The sequence below is a fragment of the Rubritalea sp. genome (assembly GCF_051252225.1).
In the GTDB taxonomy this organism is placed as follows: domain Bacteria; phylum Verrucomicrobiota; class Verrucomicrobiia; order Verrucomicrobiales; family Akkermansiaceae; genus Rubritalea.
Genome location: NZ_JBPOGE010000006.1, coordinates 199,750 through 217,543 on the forward strand (window position 1 = coordinate 199,750; position 17,794 = coordinate 217,543).

Annotated in this window: 16 protein-coding genes; 2 read left to right on the top strand and 14 right to left on the bottom strand. The window is 49.5% G+C overall.

The window, feature by feature from the left end; genetic code table 11:
- Nucleotides 1-278: 278 nt before the first annotated feature.
- The 13 genes from ACSHX2_RS08120 to ACSHX2_RS08180 form a co-directional block, all read right to left on the bottom strand.
- On the bottom strand, nt 279-1,751 hold the full coding sequence (locus ACSHX2_RS08120; RefSeq protein ID WP_435692338.1) for a FecR family protein: 1,473 nt from the start codon (nt 1,749-1,751) through the stop codon (nt 279-281).
- A 77-nt stretch (nt 1,752-1,828) separates the two neighbouring features.
- Nucleotides 1,829-2,359 (bottom strand): sigma-70 family RNA polymerase sigma factor, encoded by a 531-nt coding sequence (locus ACSHX2_RS08125; RefSeq protein WP_435692340.1) that lies wholly within the window; start codon nt 2,357-2,359, stop codon nt 1,829-1,831.
- Nucleotides 2,360-2,506: 147 nt separating this feature from the next.
- The gene (locus ACSHX2_RS08130; protein WP_435692342.1) at nt 2,507-4,075 is read right to left on the bottom strand and encodes a sulfatase family protein; all 1,569 of its coding nucleotides are present in this window, start codon (nt 4,073-4,075) and stop codon (nt 2,507-2,509) included.
- A 213-nt stretch (nt 4,076-4,288) separates the two neighbouring features.
- Entirely contained in the window at nt 4,289-5,095 is an 807-nt protein-coding gene (gene dapF, locus ACSHX2_RS08135) for a diaminopimelate epimerase (RefSeq protein WP_435692343.1), read from the bottom strand.
- A 70-nt stretch (nt 5,096-5,165) separates the two neighbouring features.
- Nucleotides 5,166-5,969 (bottom strand): tryptophan synthase subunit alpha, encoded by an 804-nt coding sequence (gene trpA / locus ACSHX2_RS08140; protein WP_435692345.1) that lies wholly within the window; start codon nt 5,967-5,969, stop codon nt 5,166-5,168.
- 166 nt (nt 5,970-6,135) lie between these two features.
- Entirely contained in the window at nt 6,136-7,680 is a 1,545-nt protein-coding gene (locus ACSHX2_RS08145; RefSeq protein WP_435692347.1) for a phospholipase D family protein, read from the bottom strand.
- A 109-nt stretch (nt 7,681-7,789) separates the two neighbouring features.
- Nucleotides 7,790-9,271 carry an MFS transporter gene (locus tag ACSHX2_RS08150; protein WP_435692349.1) on the bottom strand — a complete coding sequence of 494 codons (1,482 nt, stop codon included), beginning with the start codon at nt 9,269-9,271 and terminating at the stop codon, nt 7,790-7,792.
- Between the two features lie 32 nt (nt 9,272-9,303).
- The gene (gene fucU, locus ACSHX2_RS08155; protein WP_435692351.1) at nt 9,304-9,741 is read right to left on the bottom strand and encodes an L-fucose mutarotase; all 438 of its coding nucleotides are present in this window, start codon (nt 9,739-9,741) and stop codon (nt 9,304-9,306) included.
- A gap of 101 nt (nt 9,742-9,842) precedes the next feature.
- Nucleotides 9,843-11,489, bottom strand: a complete 1,647-nt coding sequence (locus tag ACSHX2_RS08160; RefSeq protein WP_435692353.1) for a UxaA family hydrolase — start codon at nt 11,487-11,489, stop codon at nt 9,843-9,845.
- A gap of 52 nt (nt 11,490-11,541) precedes the next feature.
- Nucleotides 11,542-12,405, bottom strand: a complete 864-nt coding sequence (locus tag ACSHX2_RS08165; RefSeq protein ID WP_435692355.1) for a fumarylacetoacetate hydrolase family protein — start codon at nt 12,403-12,405, stop codon at nt 11,542-11,544.
- Nucleotides 12,406-12,442: 37 nt separating this feature from the next.
- Nucleotides 12,443-12,787 (bottom strand): four helix bundle protein, encoded by a 345-nt coding sequence (locus ACSHX2_RS08170; RefSeq protein WP_435692357.1) that lies wholly within the window; start codon nt 12,785-12,787, stop codon nt 12,443-12,445.
- A gap of 42 nt (nt 12,788-12,829) precedes the next feature.
- Nucleotides 12,830-13,579: an SDR family NAD(P)-dependent oxidoreductase gene (locus ACSHX2_RS08175; protein WP_435692359.1), complete on the bottom strand. Its 750-nt coding sequence runs from the start codon at nt 13,577-13,579 to the stop codon at nt 12,830-12,832.
- Nucleotides 13,580-13,608: 29 nt separating this feature from the next.
- Nucleotides 13,609-14,430, bottom strand: a complete 822-nt coding sequence (locus tag ACSHX2_RS08180) for an amidohydrolase family protein (protein WP_435692360.1) — start codon at nt 14,428-14,430, stop codon at nt 13,609-13,611.
- 137 nt (nt 14,431-14,567) lie between these two features.
- On the opposite strand from ACSHX2_RS08180, the gene ACSHX2_RS08185 reads away from it, so the two are divergent.
- Entirely contained in the window at nt 14,568-15,296 is a 729-nt protein-coding gene (locus ACSHX2_RS08185; RefSeq protein WP_435692362.1) for a FadR/GntR family transcriptional regulator, read from the top strand.
- 98 nt (nt 15,297-15,394) lie between these two features.
- Here the strand turns inward: ACSHX2_RS08185 and ACSHX2_RS08190 are convergent, their stop codons facing one another.
- On the bottom strand, nt 15,395-16,180 hold the full coding sequence (locus ACSHX2_RS08190; RefSeq protein ID WP_435692364.1) for an SDR family oxidoreductase: 786 nt from the start codon (nt 16,178-16,180) through the stop codon (nt 15,395-15,397).
- A 157-nt stretch (nt 16,181-16,337) separates the two neighbouring features.
- Here ACSHX2_RS08190 and ACSHX2_RS08195 point away from each other — a divergent pair, with 157 nt between their 5' ends.
- The gene (locus tag ACSHX2_RS08195) at nt 16,338-17,741 is read left to right on the top strand and encodes an ATP-binding cassette domain-containing protein (protein ID WP_435692366.1); all 1,404 of its coding nucleotides are present in this window, start codon (nt 16,338-16,340) and stop codon (nt 17,739-17,741) included.
- Nucleotides 17,742-17,794: the final 53 nt, after the last annotated feature.

Below are 17,794 nucleotides of genomic sequence, written 5' to 3' on the forward strand. Positions count from 1 at the left end.
GTGTTCGTTTCTAGGGTGTTGAGATCTCGTGAGCACTAAACTCAGAAAACTTATACACCAACGAAGAACCTATGGTACTCAAGTGTGACAAAAAAAGTGACGTTTTTTGTTGGGAGGTGGGGGGAACAGGATAAAGCCGCGAGGAAAGACACCCTAAACGGCTTTAAAGATAAGGTTGGTCTGGTCAGCGTGAACGATTAGGCGCGACGGTGGCGAAGAATCAATGTGATGCCGACGAGGCTATGGAGAACGCTTAGCCAATGAGAAAAAATGACTCTCTAGAAGACAGGAATGATTCTCACGGCAGAGATGTTAGCTCGGTCATTGCCTGATTTTTGGGTGGGGGAAGTGAGGGTAAGTGAGTCTGAGGTGAAAATGGTTTGGAAGTTTGTGATGGATCTTGAACCGACGGTGCCATCGGCAGGTTGAGGGTAGCTCGATGAGAGGAGCTCGCTTCGGTCGGTTTCTTGAACTTCTATCGCAGGAGATCCTTCTGAAGCTCGGACACTGAGGGGGAGGAAATGGACATTTGGTAAACCCGTATTACGCAAGGCTTGTAGGCGGTAGCCGGTGGCTCCGATTTTTTCGAGCCAAGGCTTGATGTTTTCAATACGGATAATAATTCCTATCTCTGGATCACCAGAAAAACCAAGAGCCTTAGCGGTTGATGGATCTATTTCATTTTGGCTTCCACATAGGAGATGGGTGCGAAAGAGTGCTGCTTCAGCTGATACAGCGTTGCCTTCTGGGAAGAGTTTATAGCCGCAGAACCATTTGACCGTGATAGGTGATTGGTCGAGAGGCGTGGAGCCACTAATAGTATCAGCTACAGTCCAGCAAGTAGACATAGGTTGTTCAGCCAAGATGCTTTTGTTGTCTAGGTAGTTGTCGCTGAAAGCGATGCCTACGGGCTGCCGGAGCTTGGAGGTGTAGAGCGAGGCATCTGCATTGACTTTTTTGGGTGGCCACTGGTGTGCATCGATAATGAGCGCTTGGCCTTTCCCTGCCTTTTTGTGCCGAGTGTGTGATAAAGAGAGCTGAATAGCTCCATCGAAGACATCGACTCGAGTCGATTTAGGTGAAGATTGGTCGATGCCAAAGGTGGTTCCAAGGTCTTGGACGAGGCCTTGGGGTGTGTGAATGTCGAGAGGTTTGCCGTCGAGCTCAGCCCAGACTTTACCTTGTTTGAGTGTGATTTCTTGGTGAGAGTTAATCGTAAACTTAGCAGGCGCCTGGATAGTGAGGCTATTGTGGTCAGGAGAGTTGATCTGAATAGAGCCCTCCGTTAGACGGTAGGTTCTGTGGGTGGTCATCCATGAACCACGCTGGAATTCGCTCGTATTTTGAGTGGCAACTACTTGGTAGGCGTCTTCAGCTACGGCACTGCGGTAGAGGGTAGGAACGAGGAAAGATAGAAGAACCAGAGCTGCGGCCGCGAGAGCGACCTTTTTGACCACTGGGCGCGAGAAGCGACTCGTGAATGGGACGCTAAGTTTTTCTGTAGGAGAGTGGGAGGAGGAAGATTTTGTGGCCTGATGAATAGCAGTAAGGCCAGACGAGTGCGTGCTAAACTGATCCACCAGGCGGGAGTGTAGCATCCGCATTTTCACGAAGTACTGTAGAGCTTGTGGATCCTGAGGCAGTATACGGTTTAGCTCCGCGACATCTTCGAGGCTAGATTCTTTATCGAGCACACGCTGGACGAGTTCGGTGAACTCCTGCGTTGGTTGATATGGTGATGGCTCGGGCATGTCTTACTTAGATAGAGTGAAATTGGGGGAAGTGTGACACAGTATTTTTCACTTTTTACTGTGGCAGGAGTGGTGAATTAGTTTTGGCGTTCGATACAGTCTTTGAGGAGTTGGCGAACACGGGAAATGGTTTTACGGACAGCGCTGTGGGATTTCTTCTGTGCGTTGGCGTAATCCTTGAGCGATTGGCCCTCTGTGTAGATGGCGTGGATCAGAGAGGAATGCTCGGGGGGGAGTTTTTTTAGACATTGGTCAAGGTGGGAGAGTTGTTGCGCAGTTTCGTCGTATTGGCGGCAGACTTCCTCAGTGATCAGGTCGAGTGCTTGCTCAGAAAGATTCACCATGGGGCGACGCTTTTCTGTGCGGAAGTAGTTGAGGCAGCGGTAGCGGGTGACTTGGGCCGCCCAAGCACGGAAATTAGTCCCAGCCTCAAACTTTTCGACGTTCTCGATGAGGTAAATATTCGCCGCTTGCAGGACATCGGCTGAGTCTGATGAGGGGACTCCGAGAGAACGAATGAGGGCGTGCAGAAACCCTTGCTCACCTGCAAGCAACTGCTCGAAGCGTGGAGCTTCTGAGTTGTTTTGCGATAGTGGCTCCTCGTTCATCTGGAGTTTAATATGCTGATCCAACTACGCTTAGCAAGATTAGGATCGCGAATGACTATTTTGTGCTGCAATACGGGTGTTTTCAAAAAGTCTGCTCATTCATTACGCCTAGCTTCGCTTGTAATTCTCTCTCGAGCACCAATAACGCTAGTTGCCGGAGGTGCCTTTAGCTTTCTTTCTCTTTGGCGCGGGCTTCTTTGCAGGCTGATAGGTCTGTAGAAGTGCGTCCATTTCCTTCACCATTTCGGGATGCTCTTTATAGAGGTTAGTCGTCTGCTTTAGATCATTTTCTAGGTCATAGAGCTGTGCAGGCGGAGCATCATTTTTGATTTTTCCGTTCTCAATATCACTATTGGAGTAGCCAGCATAGGTAATGGCAGCTGGGCCGGCAAAGCCATGTTCGCCGCGTTTTTTTCCGCCAAATCCTGCGCTTCCCTTGCTGTTAATGTACATCCACTTGCCCTTACGGAGACCGAGGATACCTGGTCTGCTCGGAGCGAGGACTAGATTCTCACGAACGGCTTCTGAGGTGTTTCCTGTGAAAGCAGGCAGCACATCCACACTGTCGATCGCTTGGCCTTCTCGGATCTCGGCTCCTGTCAGCGCAGACATAGTAGCAAGCATATCAACATTACAAATGAGCTGTGAGGATACTGAGCCAGCTTCGATGTGCCCAGGCCACTTGGCGATGAAGGGAACGCGGTGTCCACCTTCCCATGCGCCAAACTTGAAGCCAAGCAATTCGCCATTCAGGCGATGTCCAGCATCCCAAGCATCTTGCCCAGTCTCATTGAACATGCCGCCATTATCGCTAGTAAAAATGATCAAAGTATTGTCCGCCACGCCTTGCTCTTCGAGCGTTTTAACGATTTCTCCGACCATCCAATCGAGCTCATGTACGAAGTCGCCATAGAGGCCGCACTCGCTAGTTCCCTGAAATTGCGGTGCAGGAGTGAAGGGGTGATGGATGTTTGTGGTCGCGAAATAGAGGAAGAAGGGATCTTTTTTTTGCTCCTTGATCCAGTCCACGGCCTTTTCAGTGAGGTGGGTTCCCACCTGATAATCATCGTAAAGCTCATGAGCCGCATCTGCGCCACCGATCTCATCAATGCCCATTTTCTCATGCATTTCCTCGGTCTTCGCTTTCTTTCCATAGACCAAAGGGTCATCGGGGAGCAGTCCCACGACATTGTGGTTTTCTACATAAACGAATGGTGGGTGGCTATTCACCGTTGGCACACCGTAGTAATAATCAAAGCCGACCTCGAGCGGTCCGGGCTTGAGGTCGCCATTCCAATCGGGCGTTTTTTCACCAAAACCAAGGTGCCATTTGCCAACACAGGCAGTGGCATAGCCGGCGTCCTTCATCACATCTGCCAAGGTCTGTTTTTCTTGATCGATCACCAAACCGCTTTTCAGGAAAACCGGGCGAGTCGAACCGATCCGAAGCGGATAGTCACCAGTGAGTAGAGCATAGCGCGAGGGCGTGCATACAGCAGACGCGGAATGAGCATCGGTGAAGCGTCTGCCATCTGCGGCGAGTTTATCGATGTTCGGAGTCTTGAGCTTGGTTGCGCCGTAGCAGCTCAAGTCACCATAGCCAAGGTCATCGGCAAAAATGAGAACGACGTTGGGCTTTTCTGAGGCAGTTAAGGCGCAACTGAGCGCGCTAAGACAGCAGCCTATATTTGCCGCTTTTTTGAAGATGTTTTTCATGATGTTTGTGTAGAAAGTAAGTTTTAGTACGGGTGACTTAGCCTGTCGGTAGCGCTGTGTCACATTTTAGTGAGAGTAGATACGCTAGCGATTCCGAAGTATTTCATGGAGTTGGGTCTTTATATGACAGCTAATCTGATTGGTTCCATAAAAAATGCCCAGTAACAAAGACGCTGCTGGGCATTTTAAAAAATTTGTAACTATCGAAGCTTGTTAGACCTCGACGGTGCCAGTGAAAACGAAGTCAGCTGGGCCGGTGAGGGTGACATTGGAGAATTTATTGTCGCCAAGTGGTTCGAAGCCGATCTCGAGTGTGTCGCCGCCAGCGACGTCTACTTTGACTGGTGAAGTAGCGCCATTGAGAATGTGGTGGTAGAGTGCACAAGCACACATGCCAGTACCGCAGGCGAGAGTTTCGCCTTCGACTCCGCGCTCGTAAGTGCGGATAGCAATGTGGTCAGGAGCAAGCACCGCGGCGAAGTTCGCGTTTGTTCCATTGGGAGCAAAGTGGTCGTGGTAGCGTATGGATGCGCCATTTTTCACAACATCGAGCGCTGGGAGGTCATCCACGTAGGCTACTACGTGTGGCACTCCAGTGTTGACGAAGTGAATGTCGCCAAGGTCTTCGAGGTCGATAGGCAGGTTCATGGCGAGATCAAATGGATCTGACATGGCGATGCGTACGTTGTCGCCGATGAGTTGTGCGCAGAGTGTCCCAGCGATGGTTTCGAAGGTGACGAGCTCTTTGATAGGTGAGCTGAGACGGGCAGTGTATGCGCCAAAGCAGCGCGCACCGTTGCCACACATTTCGGCTTCGCCGCCGTCTGCATTGTAGTAGCGGAACTTGTAGTCAGCGCCCTTTTCAGCAGGCTCTACAGCGAGTAGGCCATCTGCGCCTACACCGCGGTGGCGATCGCAAAGTTGGGCGATCTGTTCCTTAGATAGATTGATGGAAAGGTCACGGTTATCGATGACAACGAAGTCGTTGCCCGCGCCGTTCATTTTGGTGAAATTTAACATAGTGGTATGTTTTAGGTGTTAAGTTTTATGACCAGTAGGCTGAAGCCATTTAGACAGAATTCCTGAAATCTTACTGATTTTTTGCGGCTTGAATAAGTGGAGTGGCGAATGCCGCGACTTTGGCTGCGACATCTGGGCAGTCGGCATTTTCTGCGACTTGGTTAACGATGGCAGAGCCCACGACTACGCCGTCTGAGAGCTCGCCAACCATTTTGGCTTGCTCAGGAGTATTGATGCCGAATCCAATACAGACTGGAGTGTCGGTGTATTGCTTGATCTTTTCTACGGTTGCTCCAATGGCATCAGAAGGTGCTGCTTGTGCACCAGTCACACCAGTGCGGGAGAGCGCGTAGATGAAGCCTTCGGATTGTTTCGCGAGTGATTCGATGCGCTCTTCTGGTGAAGTAGGCGCTATGAGAGTGATGTGCTTGAGCCCTTCTCTGGCTGCGAGCTCGGAGTTGAACGGGACTTCGTCCGGTGGAAGGTCGAGAAGGAGGACGCCATCTGCGCCTGCTGCTGCAGCGTCAGCATGAAATTTCTCGTAACCGTATGTATAGATCGGATTGAGATAGGTGAAGAGCACGATAGGTGTCTCGTGAGTCTTACGGAAGTCGCGGATCAGCTGAAGGACTTTGAGAAGCGTAGTGCCGGCTTTGAGCGCGCGTTCAGCTGCGAGCTGGTTGACTACTCCATCGGCAAGTGGGTCCGAGAATGGGACGCCAAGTTCGATCACATCAGAACCAGCGTCTGCTAAGCCTTTGATGATTTCGAGCGATTTTTCCAAGTTTGGATCGCCAGCCGCGACATAGGCGACGAAGGCTGGGGTGTTGGTCTCGGCCAGCTTTTGGAAAGTGGTGTCGATGCGATTGCTCATGCGTGGAATCTGATTCTGAAGCACTTAATTTTCAAGTGGAATATACGCATTTCATTGCATGTGAGTATAAGTGTAGCACTCACTTCGTATTCAGTTGGAAGCGGTTTACAGTTCTTATCTGTATAGTTAGCTATACGATTACACATAATCAGTCATATTGGTGTGACTAAAGTTCGCTCTCAATCGGTAGCCAGCGGGCGATAGAATCAACTACTCTTTGCCAGTTAGTACGTGCCGGTTGACGAGTGAGGACCTCTCCGTTCCCACCTTTCCAGACAATCTTGCCTTGATCATCGTATTCGAGCTTCCATGCATTTCCGGGTGCAGTGATAGTTTTTACCGTATCTAGCATCTCGGAAGTGAGAGCTATGGAGTCGATCACTAGCCCTTCTTCTGTATTAATGTCCATGGCTCGCGGGTCCATATTTAAAGAACCGATGAAGCATGTCTTTCTATCCACAATCACAGCCTTCATGTGCATGCCAATAAAGTCCGCTGTAACGGGCTTCACTTCACACAATGCTCGTTGTTCGGCACTGGGTTGAAAATTGTATTCATAGAGCTCACAGCCTGCATCAAGGATAGCTTTGCGGTATTTACGGTAGTGACTATGTGTAGGTGTGTGATTGTTCGCTCCCAATGAAGGTACGATGATCTTCACGCGCACCCCTCGTTTGATCAATTCTTTGACACCGTCAAATCGGTTTGCATAAGGAATGAAGTAGGGGGAAATGATGATTATCTCTTGTTTAGCCTGACTGACCGCTTCCGTCAGATAATCTACGACGATGCGTTCACGGCCATAGGGGTCGTCACCTAGGAAATGCGCTTCACCAGCTTGCATCAGTGTTGGTAATTTTTCGAGTCGCTTAGACCAGTTTTGTCGGTGGATGGGGTAGGATTTTAGAAAGTGATGCTCTTCTTTCGCGAGTAATTTTCGCATATTGTTGAGGCTAGCTGGCACATCGAAGCGATCTGCTTTGTTAGACAAATACTCCGCTGGGTAGGCATAGGCACTATTCCAGAAAAGGTCGAACTCACTACTGATGTCTCTGATGACCTTCCCAGTAGAGATGACATCGAGATCTCTAAAATTGTAATTATCGGATAGTCCGAAATATTTATTTCCAAGGTTTCTTCCTCCATTGATGGCAAAAGCGCCATCTGCGATGAAGGTTTTATTGTGCATCCTCTGATTTAGCTGCTCATAGTTCATGAGGAAATGGGTGGCGCGGCTCAGAGCATTTCCGCGTACTTCAAGTGGGTTATAGAGACGAATTGATAGATTAGGGTGGGCATCGATAGCCGCTAAACCATCTTCATTGGATTCCAGCCAGATATCATCTACTAAGAGGCGCACGCGAACTCCGCGGTCTGCAGCCTTGAGCACCCGATCAAATAGCAAAGCGCCTGCTTCATCGTTCTCCCACATGAATGTTTGGATATCGATAGAGCTCTCAGCAGAGTCGATCAATGCGAGTCGCCAGAGCATCGCTTCCATTGCCTCGTTTAGGAGGAGAAAGTGTGACTCACTTCCATTGCTCACATTTCTTGAAGCTTCTACCAACTTGCTAGAGGCTGGAGCTTTAAGCGTTACTACTTTTTCAGTGTGGGTGACTTCTGGCAAGGTCGTGCAGCTACTGAGCCCAGCGACAGCTATCGCGTACAGAAGGAATTGGGATAGCTGTATGAGGGTTCGTAGTCGTTTCATTTACTTCAATGGTGATTTAGTGCTCAAATTACTCAGGGAAATAAAAAATGGCAGGAGTAAATCCTGCCATTTTGGAGCGCCCTAGTGTTAGGGTTAGATTGAGGTGAGCTTACGCTTGTTTGGATCTAGGGTTTCTGAAGAAGAAGCCGTAGATTGCGATGATGAGGAAGCAGGCAACAGTGAGGTAGAAAGAACCTCTGACTGAAGTGGTGCCCATGAAGGATTCAAGGTCAAGAATGCGACCTTGGAAGCCAGTGAGCCAAACTGCTCCTACGATAGCTAGGATAAGACCTGCTGAACCAAGTTTAGCATCTTGTCCAACACCCTCTAGTGCCATGCCGTAGATCGTTGGGAACATCAGTGACATGCAGGCAGATACGAGCATGAGTGAGTAGAGTCCTGACATACCGGTGAGGTAGATAGCTCCGAGTGTGCAGGCAATACCTGCAGCAGCGAGAACGAAGAGGATCTTACCAGGAGAGATGTACTTGAGGAAGGCTGTACAGATGAAGCGGAAACTCAAGAAGAGAACAAGCGCTGCGAGCTGGTGATTACCTGCGGTGGCGTTGTCCATACCGACTTCTGTTTCGGCGTAATGGAAGATGAAAGTCCAGACCATGATCTGAGCTCCGACATAGAACATTTGCGCCACCACACCCCAGATATAACGAGGATTTTTGAACAGGCGTGCAAGAGTACTCTTGACGTGGAGTTCGTGGTCATTGTCATCCGTCTTAGCTGCGGATGGCATTTTCTTAATCACGAAGATGACAAAGACTGCCAGAACTACAAGACCGAGAGTCATGTAGGTTTTTGAAACAAGGTTAAGGTCGTGCTTCTGAATCTCCGGGAAAGTCTTTCCTTGATAGCTTTCGATTTTTCCGTCGCGGAAATCTTTGATCGCTGTGTCGACATCTGTTTTTTCGGAAGTTTGCTCTACTACGTATTGTTTCGCGTTCTCATCATTTTTACGTGGCTTTTCTTTCGCTTTAAGGAATGGAAGAATGTTCAGTTCGTTGGTCGCTGATTTTTCGACAGCGAGTTCTTCTTTATAGCCTGAGATGTCTTGTTTGAAGTCTGCAACTTGGATGTTCGACAGCACGAAGCTTGCGGCAACAAATGCTCCACCGAGTGAGCCAATAGGGTTGAATGCTTGCGCGAGGTTAAGTCGCTGGGTGGAAGTCTCATCTGAACCCATGGAAAGGATGTATGGGTTCGCAGTGGTTTCAAGGAACGCCAATCCAAATGTGAGGATATAGATCGCGGCGATGAAGAGGTTGAAGTTTACGCTATTCGCCGCTGGGATTGAGAGCATCGTTCCAGTAGCGAAAAGTCCGAGACCCATTAGGATACCCGCCTTGTAGGAGAATTTACGGATGAAGAGTGCCGCTGGGATAGCCATAGTGGCATAGCCTCCGTAGAATGCCATTTGCACCCATGTGGACTGAGCATTGGTAATCGCAAAGACGTCCTTGAATACTTTCACCAAGGGGTCAGTGAAATTGTTAGCAAAGCCCCAGAGAGCAAACAGGACGGTAACCAGGATAAATGGGATGAGGTACTGTTTAGGTACGACGGGTGTTTTATTCATTGTAGTTAGTGTAGTAGGTTAGAGGGGAAGTTTTATGAACTTACTGGGGTGACCCCTTTAGTAAGAATGATGTTAGCGTACTTGGAGGTGTCTCCAGTCGCTACAATGGCGTGGGCGTTCTTGGCGCGTTCGTAGAAAGCGAAGCGCTCGACCTTGTCGATAGATGGTACGTCCTTCTGGTGGCGATCTATCGCGGCGCGGTAACTTGCTTCGACTGCTGGGTCAGGTGTGTCCCCGGGGACGACGTCCATCATCGCTGCTGGATGCTCGGAGTAGGCATCGAGTTCGAAGAGTGGTAAGACAGCATCTAAGAGCTCAGGTATCTTGTGACCATCTGCACGGATGACTGGGACTCCCGCCACATGCACTGGGTAATGTGCGTCTGCGAAAATAATTTCTTCACCATGCCCCATACGATAGAGCGTGGAGAGAAGTTCTGGTGAGAGGAGATGGCTGATTCCTTTTAGCATGACTAATCTAGTTTTAAATTGATGAGCTAAGACCGTTAAGAATTTCTTAACGGTCGTTTAATTGGCTGGTAGTACTCTCTTTTTTTCTCCGTGATGCAACCTTATAAACTAACACCACGTCTCCACGGGATGAAGTCGTCTTGGCCTAGGCCGACTGCTTTTGTGGTGTAGTTGCCGCTGGCGACTTCTAGAATCATTTCTAACAGTCGGTTGCCCGTTTCTTGGATTGTTTCCTGACCTTCAATGATTGTACCCGCATTATAGTCAATAAGATCTGGGTGGCGCTCAGCCGTGATGCGGTTAGAGGCGACTTTGATCACTGGGCAGACAGGGTTACCTGTAGGAGTGCCGAGTCCAGTGGAGAAAAGGATGACGTTGCAGCCTGAGCCAGTCATGGCGGTGGTGGACTCGACATCATTACCAGGTGTACAGAGGAGGGTGAAACCATCGCGTCTGAGTGGCTCGGTATAGTCGAGAACATCGGTGACTGGAGCTGTTCCTCCTTTTTTTGCAGCGCCAGCAGACTTGATAGCGTCTGTGATGAGACCGTCTTTGATGTTGCCTGGGCTAGGGTTCATGGAGAAGCCTGAGCCAATCGCTTCTGCGCGGGCATTGTAGTCTTCCATGATCTGGATGAAACGCGCGGCTTCTGTTTTCGTTTTACAACGTTTAATGAGGTCTGCTTCTACGCCGCAGAGCTCTGGGAACTCAGAGAGTACAGCGCGTCCGCCGAGAACGGTGAGAACGTCGGTGACATGACCGATTGCTGGGTTAGCGGAGATACCAGAGAATCCATCGGATCCACCACATTCCATACCGACGGCAAGTTTGGTGATCGGTGCTTCTTGGCGGGTTTGCTTGTTCGCTTCTGCGAGACCGGCAAACATTTGGCGCATGGTTTCTTCGAGAAGAATTTCTTCAGAAGGGTACTGCTGTTGTTCGAACACATGGAGTGGGCGATTGAACTCAGGGCAACGCTTTTTCATTTCATCCTTAAGAATGGAAACTTGTGCGTGCTGGCAGCCAAGTGAAAGTACGGTGACACCGGCTACGTTCGGGTGAGTTGCGTAGCCTGCGAGTAGACGGCAGAGCGAATCAGAGTCACCGCGGTCAGAACCACAGCCCATGGAGTGGGAGAGGAACTTGATGCCATCGATGTTAGGGAAGAGGCGCTTCGCTGCTTCTGATTCATTAGATTCGAATGTGACCTCTGTTAGGTCTTTGCCATTTGTAGCAGCTTCAGCCATGCGCTCGGCGAAATCTGCATATTTAGTGGATTTAGAATAACCGAGTGGTTTGAGGAGTGCGTCCTGGAGCATGCGCAGGTTGCGGTTCTCACAGAAGACCATCGGGATAACGATCCAGTAGTTTGCGGTGCCTACGGTGCCATCTTCACGTGGAAAACCTTGGAATGTACGTCCTTCAAATTGGGAAACATCAGGAGCTGTGTTCCACTGAAATTCACCTTCATTATAGAGATCCATACCGAATGGGTCTGCTGCGTGATGGAGGTTGTGCGTGTGGAGCAAGGTGCCAGCAGCGACGTCTTCGCAGACGGTGCCTACGAGCACACCGTACATTGTTACCTTTGCTTCAGCTGCTAGGTCAGCAATCGGGAACTTATGTTTGGCATCAATGTCCGTGGTGAGCGTGATGTCATTGCCTTTAAAGCTGACAGTGTCGCCAGCTTTGAGGTCTTGAAGAGCGACAAGTACATTGTCGCGTGGGTCAATTTGAAGAACGTTCATGTTTGAAGGGTGATGGTGGAAATTAGAAAGTAGAAGGATTTGCCCTACGTTCTTACTTCTCTTTAACAGCGACTTGCTTTTGTGTGCCGAGGCCGTCGATGCCTAGTTCTACTACGTCGCCTTCTTTGAGGTATTTCGGTGGATTAAAACCAAGACCAACACCAGCAGGTGTGCCGGTGGAGATGACGTCACCAGGAAGAAGAGTCATGAACTCAGAGAGGTAGGAAATGACGTGCTGAACGTTGAAAATGAAGTCAGCGGTGGTGCTGTCCTGAATCTTCTCTCCGTTGAGTTTGAGCCAGAGATTGAGATTGTTAGGGTCAGCAACTTCGTCAGCAGTCGCGAGGTATGGACCGAATGGGGCGAAGGTGTCCGCGGACTTGCCTTTGACCCACTGGCCACCCATTTCAATCTGCCAGGCACGCTCAGAGAGGTCATTGTGGACTGCGTAACCAGCGACGTAGTCGAGCGCATCTTCTTTAGAAACGTATTTTGCTTTTTTGCCGATAACGACAGCGAGTTCGACTTCCCAGTCAGATTTCTCAGACTTGCGTGGGATGAGGATGTCATCGTTAGGACCAGACCAAGCGGAAGTCGACTTGAAGAAGACTACTGGCTCAGTTGGTGGCTCCATACCAGATTCTTTGGCGTGGAGTGCGTAGTTGAGGCCGATACAGACGATCTTAGACGGGCGCGCGATCGCAGGTGCGAGCGTGAGGGAGTCTAGTTCAGATTCTGGGAGGCTTGCACGGTTCTCAATAAGAAATGCAAGGAGGCGCTTTAGGCCGTCATTCTCGAAGAATGACTCGTTCCAGTCTTCACCGAAAGAAGAGCAGTCGACAGCTGTGTTCGAGCAATCCTTACAGATGATGCCAGGAGTGATGGTGTTGTCTTTGTAAAAGCGGATGAGTTTCATAGATTAAGTAAAAAGTTAGATTTTAGAGGTGAGAAGTTTACGTGCTTCGTGCTGTTTTGATTGATTGTGTGAATATGGCGGTAAGTTCAGAGGCTTCCTTGTGTAGCGGTTCTACAAGTTCTTGAGGCAGTATATTGGTGTCGATGATAATGGAGAGCCAGAAATGGGATTCATCGGCTTCTTCTAGAACGATACCTAATTTCGCGATGAAATCTTTCTTGGATTTGCCTTTGCGAGATGCTCGGTAGTTTGCTGCGACGGAAGTTCCCGATCTGAAAAGTTGGTTAGCAATGTGTCTAGATTCACGGTCATCAGGAAGCGCTTTTGTGATCTTGATGACGCGTAAGGCAAAACTGTAGGTTCTGTCTTCTAGGCTTTCCATGGATTCTTACTTCTTACTTTTCAGATTTAAGATTTCAGTTTCCTAGCGAAGAAGAGTGACGCCGCCGTCGATGTCGTAGGCGGAACCTGTGATGAAGGATGCTTTATCTGAGCAGAGGAAGGCAGCGAGATCGCCGATTTCTTCAGGTGTGCCCATGCGGCCGATTGGCTGGTACTCGCTGAGTGTTTCCATCATTTTTGGACGCTCTTCTGGAGTGTAGTTCTTCTCGAGGAAGCCTTCTACGAATGGAGTGAGTACACGTGCTGGGCAGATGCAGTTACAGCGGATCCCTTTGTCCACGTAGTCGCGAGCAACAGAGAGAGTCATCGCATGTGCAGCACCTTTGGACATGGAGTAGGCGAAGCGATCGAGGATGCCTACTTTACTCGCGATGGACGCGAGATTGAGGATGACGCCGCTCTTGTTGGCGAGCATTTTAGGGATTGCGAAGTGACAGCAGTGGTAGACGCCTTTGACGTTTACGTTGTAGATCTTGTCGAGCTCATCCGGGGTGCAGACTTCTACGTTACCGATGGCTGCGATGCCGGCGTTGTTGACTAGGATATCTACGCGCTCGAGTTGGTCGAATGCTGCTTTAACGGACTCTGTAGAGGAAACATCGCATTGAACGATCTCAGCGGTGCCGCCGTTAGATTCGATGATTTCCTTTGTGCTGGTGGCTGCTTCGACATTGAAGTCGAGGATGGCAACGTGATTGCCTGCTTCTGCGAGTTTGATAGCGATTGCTTGGCCGATGCCAGAACCTGCACCTGTGACGACTGCTGTTTTCATAGAGATAAGTGTGTTAGAAAGTTAGATTATTAAAGTGAGTAAAATTGGGTGGCGGTATCGGTGTAGATGGCGCGTTGCTCATCATCCGATAGTTTGTCGAAGTATGCCGTGAAACAGTCTTTCCAGCGTGCGTAGTCGCTCGCATGGAGGCTTACAGGCCAGTCTGAGCCAAACATTAAACGCTGTGGTCCGAAGGCTTCTAGCAAAGTTTCGAAATAGCGGCTCATGAGAGCGTCGTCCCACGAGTCATCGCGGACTTCGGTGACGAGACCTGAAATTTTACAAACGAGATGTTCACGCTTAGCCATCTCGCGGATCTGCTTCTCCCATGTGCTAGGAAACTGGCTCGCGCGGATTTCTGGTTTGGCTGCGTGGTCGAGTACGAAGCGCTGGTTTGGGTGCTGATCGATAAAGCGGCTAGCTGTCTCTAATTGCCCTTGGAAAATGAGAACGTCATAAGTGAGGTCACGCGCGGTTATTTCGCGAATTCCCGCATGGAAGTCATTGTTATCTAAAAATGTAGAATCGTCAGCGCCTTGGGTGATTTCGCGCACACCTTTGAAAAATGGGTTCGCTGCATAGTGGTCAAGCTGTGCTCCCGCGGCGGTGGATTTGAGATCGACCCATCCTACGACAGCTTTGATGAGCTTACTGGCTGATGCTTCTGCCAAGAGGAAGTCATTTTCCTCAAGAATAGTACGAGCTTGTACTGCAACCGCGGCAGTGACCTTATTTTCTGCGAATAGGGTATCGAGGTCTGCTGCGAGGAAATCGCGACGGGTACTGTCTGTTTCTAGCCAGCCGAATTCTTCTTCGGTGTACTTCCAGAGGTGGTGGTGGGCATCGATCATAGCGTTTGGGGCGGAAGTCTGTAATACAGGATGAACGTGGTCAATCTCTTATAGTAAGCGGCTCCAGATTCGTGATTGATCCGGAAGATGAACATTCACTTGTCCAGTTTAGGAGTCTAATATACTTTTACCTTTTAATGAATAGAAGCTCCGCCACATCCAATACGACTAGACAGGTTTTGTTAAGCGAAGGCGTGGAACAGGCGTTGGAAGGGAAAATCTTATCAGGTAAATTAGAGGAAGGCCAAAGGCTGCCATCTGAAGGGAAGTTGTGTGAAGAATACGGAGTGAGTCGCACCGCTTTACGCGAGGCGTTGAAGCAACTGCGTGGCCGGGGAATGATCGAAACAATTAGTGGCAGTGGTAGCTATGTGGCGCGCGGGAATCTGGATGTGATTTCGAAGGCGGTGGCTACTTACTCGAGTTTGATCAATGACGAGAAAGCCTCTAATGATCTTATCGAATTTCGTGTCCTCATTGAGGGTGCCGCGCTGAATCGCCTAGCGCGTAGCGAGCGCGATAAGCAGGCTCGGGTCGAGAGCTTGATTCAGATTTTAGAGAAAATGCGTGTTGAAGAAGATCCCGCGGCTTTTGGCGAACTTGACTCCAAGTTTCACATTCAGATTCTCGAGTCGTGTAATAATGCTTTTATCAACATGATAGGGAAGGCGCTCTATTCGCATTATCAGAGTTGTATCGGTCATGCGCATGCGATGGCTACAGCTGGAATGCGTGAGGATACTGTGGCGGAACATGACGCTATTGTGACGTCACTGATCTCGGCAGATGGCGAGGCCGCTCGATTAGCGCTAGAGAACCACCTATCTGCTGCCACTGAGCGTTCAGAGCTCATGGGTATTCATTAATATATTATCTCGAATCGGAGTGCGCGATTGCCAAAAAAAATGCTCACTGATTTTCATCGAGTGAGCGGGTGTTAGAGAGAAAGTATTCGCTAGGCTGGCTATTCTTTCTCCACAGCGCCGTAAGAGCGATCGAAGTGCACGTAGCCGCCATCTGGGTAGATGATCTGACCAGTAGTGTGGCTAGATTTTTCAGAAGATAAGAAAACGACCATGTTGGCAATTTCTTCAGAGGTGGTCATGCGCTGGCCAAATGGAATACGAGCCTCGATCTGCTTGAGTGTGGTTTCCGGATCTTCGAGAGTGTTGAGCCAGTTTTCATAGAGCGGTGTCATCACTTCTGCTGGAACCACGGTGTTTACGCGGATTCCATCTTTAGCGAGTGAGAGTGCCCACTCACGAGTAAGGGCATTCATCGCCCCTTTAGATGCTGCGTAGCCAGAGGTGTCACCCTGCCCAGTGTCTGCCACTTTGGAAGAAATGTTAATGATGAAACCCTTTGACTCCTTGAGTGCTGGAAGCGCGTAATGGGTAAGCGTGAACACGTGGAAAATGTTCTTTTGCAATGAGGCCATGAACTCAGCCGGTGTGCCTTTGTCGAGAGAAACTCCGTCGTTGATTCCGGCGTTATGAATAATGCCATCAATTCTTCCGTAGAGTTTGAGGGTTTGTTCAATGGCACTTTTACAGGCTTCTTCAGAAGTAAGCTCGGCTTCAATGACTGCGCCTACTTTGCATTGGTCGATCAATGCTTGGCCCACTTGTGGAGATCTTCCCACGATGACTGGGATCGCGCCTTCTTCGGCAAAGGCAGTTACGCATCCAGCGCCAATTCCTTTTGCGCCACCTGTGACGATGACCACTTTGTCAGTTAGGTTCAAATTCATTTGTAATACAGGTTGAGAATTCGTGCGCTGATGGCAAGAACAAATTCTCCGCTATCTGTCTTCCTGGCCGCCTTCTTGCTGGAAATAGCTGCATGGGTTGAGTTGTATGGAAGGTGGCGCTTGCATGATCGAGTGAGGGTTGCTTTGTTCAATGGCGATGACAGAGAGCTGGTCGATAGAGAACTTGGGTGGTGATGCACATTGGGCGCTAGTGGGCGGCAATGGCTCAGGCAAGACGTGTTTTGCGAGAGAGCTCCGAGACTCTTCACCTGAACGAAACATTCAGGTGGTTTCATTTGAAGAAGAACAAGCTCTGCTCGAACGCGAAATCTATGAAGACGATAGCGAGTGGCTGAATAAGGTGGATACCGGTCGCACGATGCGTGAGCTGATAGAGGAGCATCGGGTCGCTGAAGTGAGTATGGAAGATTTGATCGAGCAGCTGCAATTAGAGCAATGTATCGATACTGGGTTTCGTCTGCTTTCTACTGGCGAGCGACGTAGGCTGATGCTCGCTCGTGCGATTGCACAGCTGCCTGACGCACTCATTTTAGATGGGCCATATGACGGGGTTGATGTGGATACCGTGTCGCGTATCGAGACGTGTATTGATACGATTGCCCATAAAGTCCCCACGCTGCTGATTACGCAACGTCTGTCGCAGATTAACGAGCGGATCACGCATGTGTTCTGTCTCGACCAATGGAAGATCGTTTTCCAAGGGGCAAAAGAAGAGGTGTTAGGGAATCCTGCGGTGAAGCAGCTTTTTTCCGGAGACTTTAGTCAAAGTAAGCTTCCTAGCAGTTTGCCGCAGACTAATGAATACGAGGGGAGCGCGGAGCAGCCGATTGTAGACCTGTGTAAGGTGAGTGTTGGTTATCACAATAAGCCGATCCTAGCTGATCTTGATTGGAAAATTTATCCAGGCCAGCAATGGAGGGTTTCTGGGCCAAATGGCTGCGGAAAGTCGACACTGGTGAGTGTGATTTCTGGGGACCATCCGCAGTGTTATTCTAACGAACTTTATCTGTTTGGGAAAAGGCGTGGGACGGGAGAGTCGATTTGGGAGGTGAAGCATTTCATCGGTATCATGTCGACTGCTCTGCATCAGCAATACAGGGTCACGGTGACAGCTGAAACGGTCTTGCTTTCGGGGTTCTTCGATACCATTGGAGTGTACCGACCAGTCACTCCAGAGCAGCGGGTGATCGCTCAAGAATGGCTTAAGTTCCTCAGGTTAGATCGTTTAAAACTTATACATTTTCAAAAGCTCTCATTTGGTCAGCAGCGGATGTTGCTTATTGCTCGAGCTCTCATCAAGCGACCAAGGTTGTTGATTTTAGACGAACCCTGCCAGGGCTTAGACCCAGTGAATAGAGCGTTGGTGTTACAGCTTATGCGTACCATTGTGGAGAGGGGGATGGCGCAGATTATTTACATTTCTCACGAACAAGAAGACAAGGTGGAGTTTCTTACGCACGAGCTGACATTCGTGGCGTCGCCTGAGAATGCAGCTGCGGGTAAGGCGCCGTATACGATCGAGAAAACGCTTCTGAGCTGAAGAAATATTAGTGCTATTGTGTGAGTATAGATACTGAGCTTCAGCACCCCATA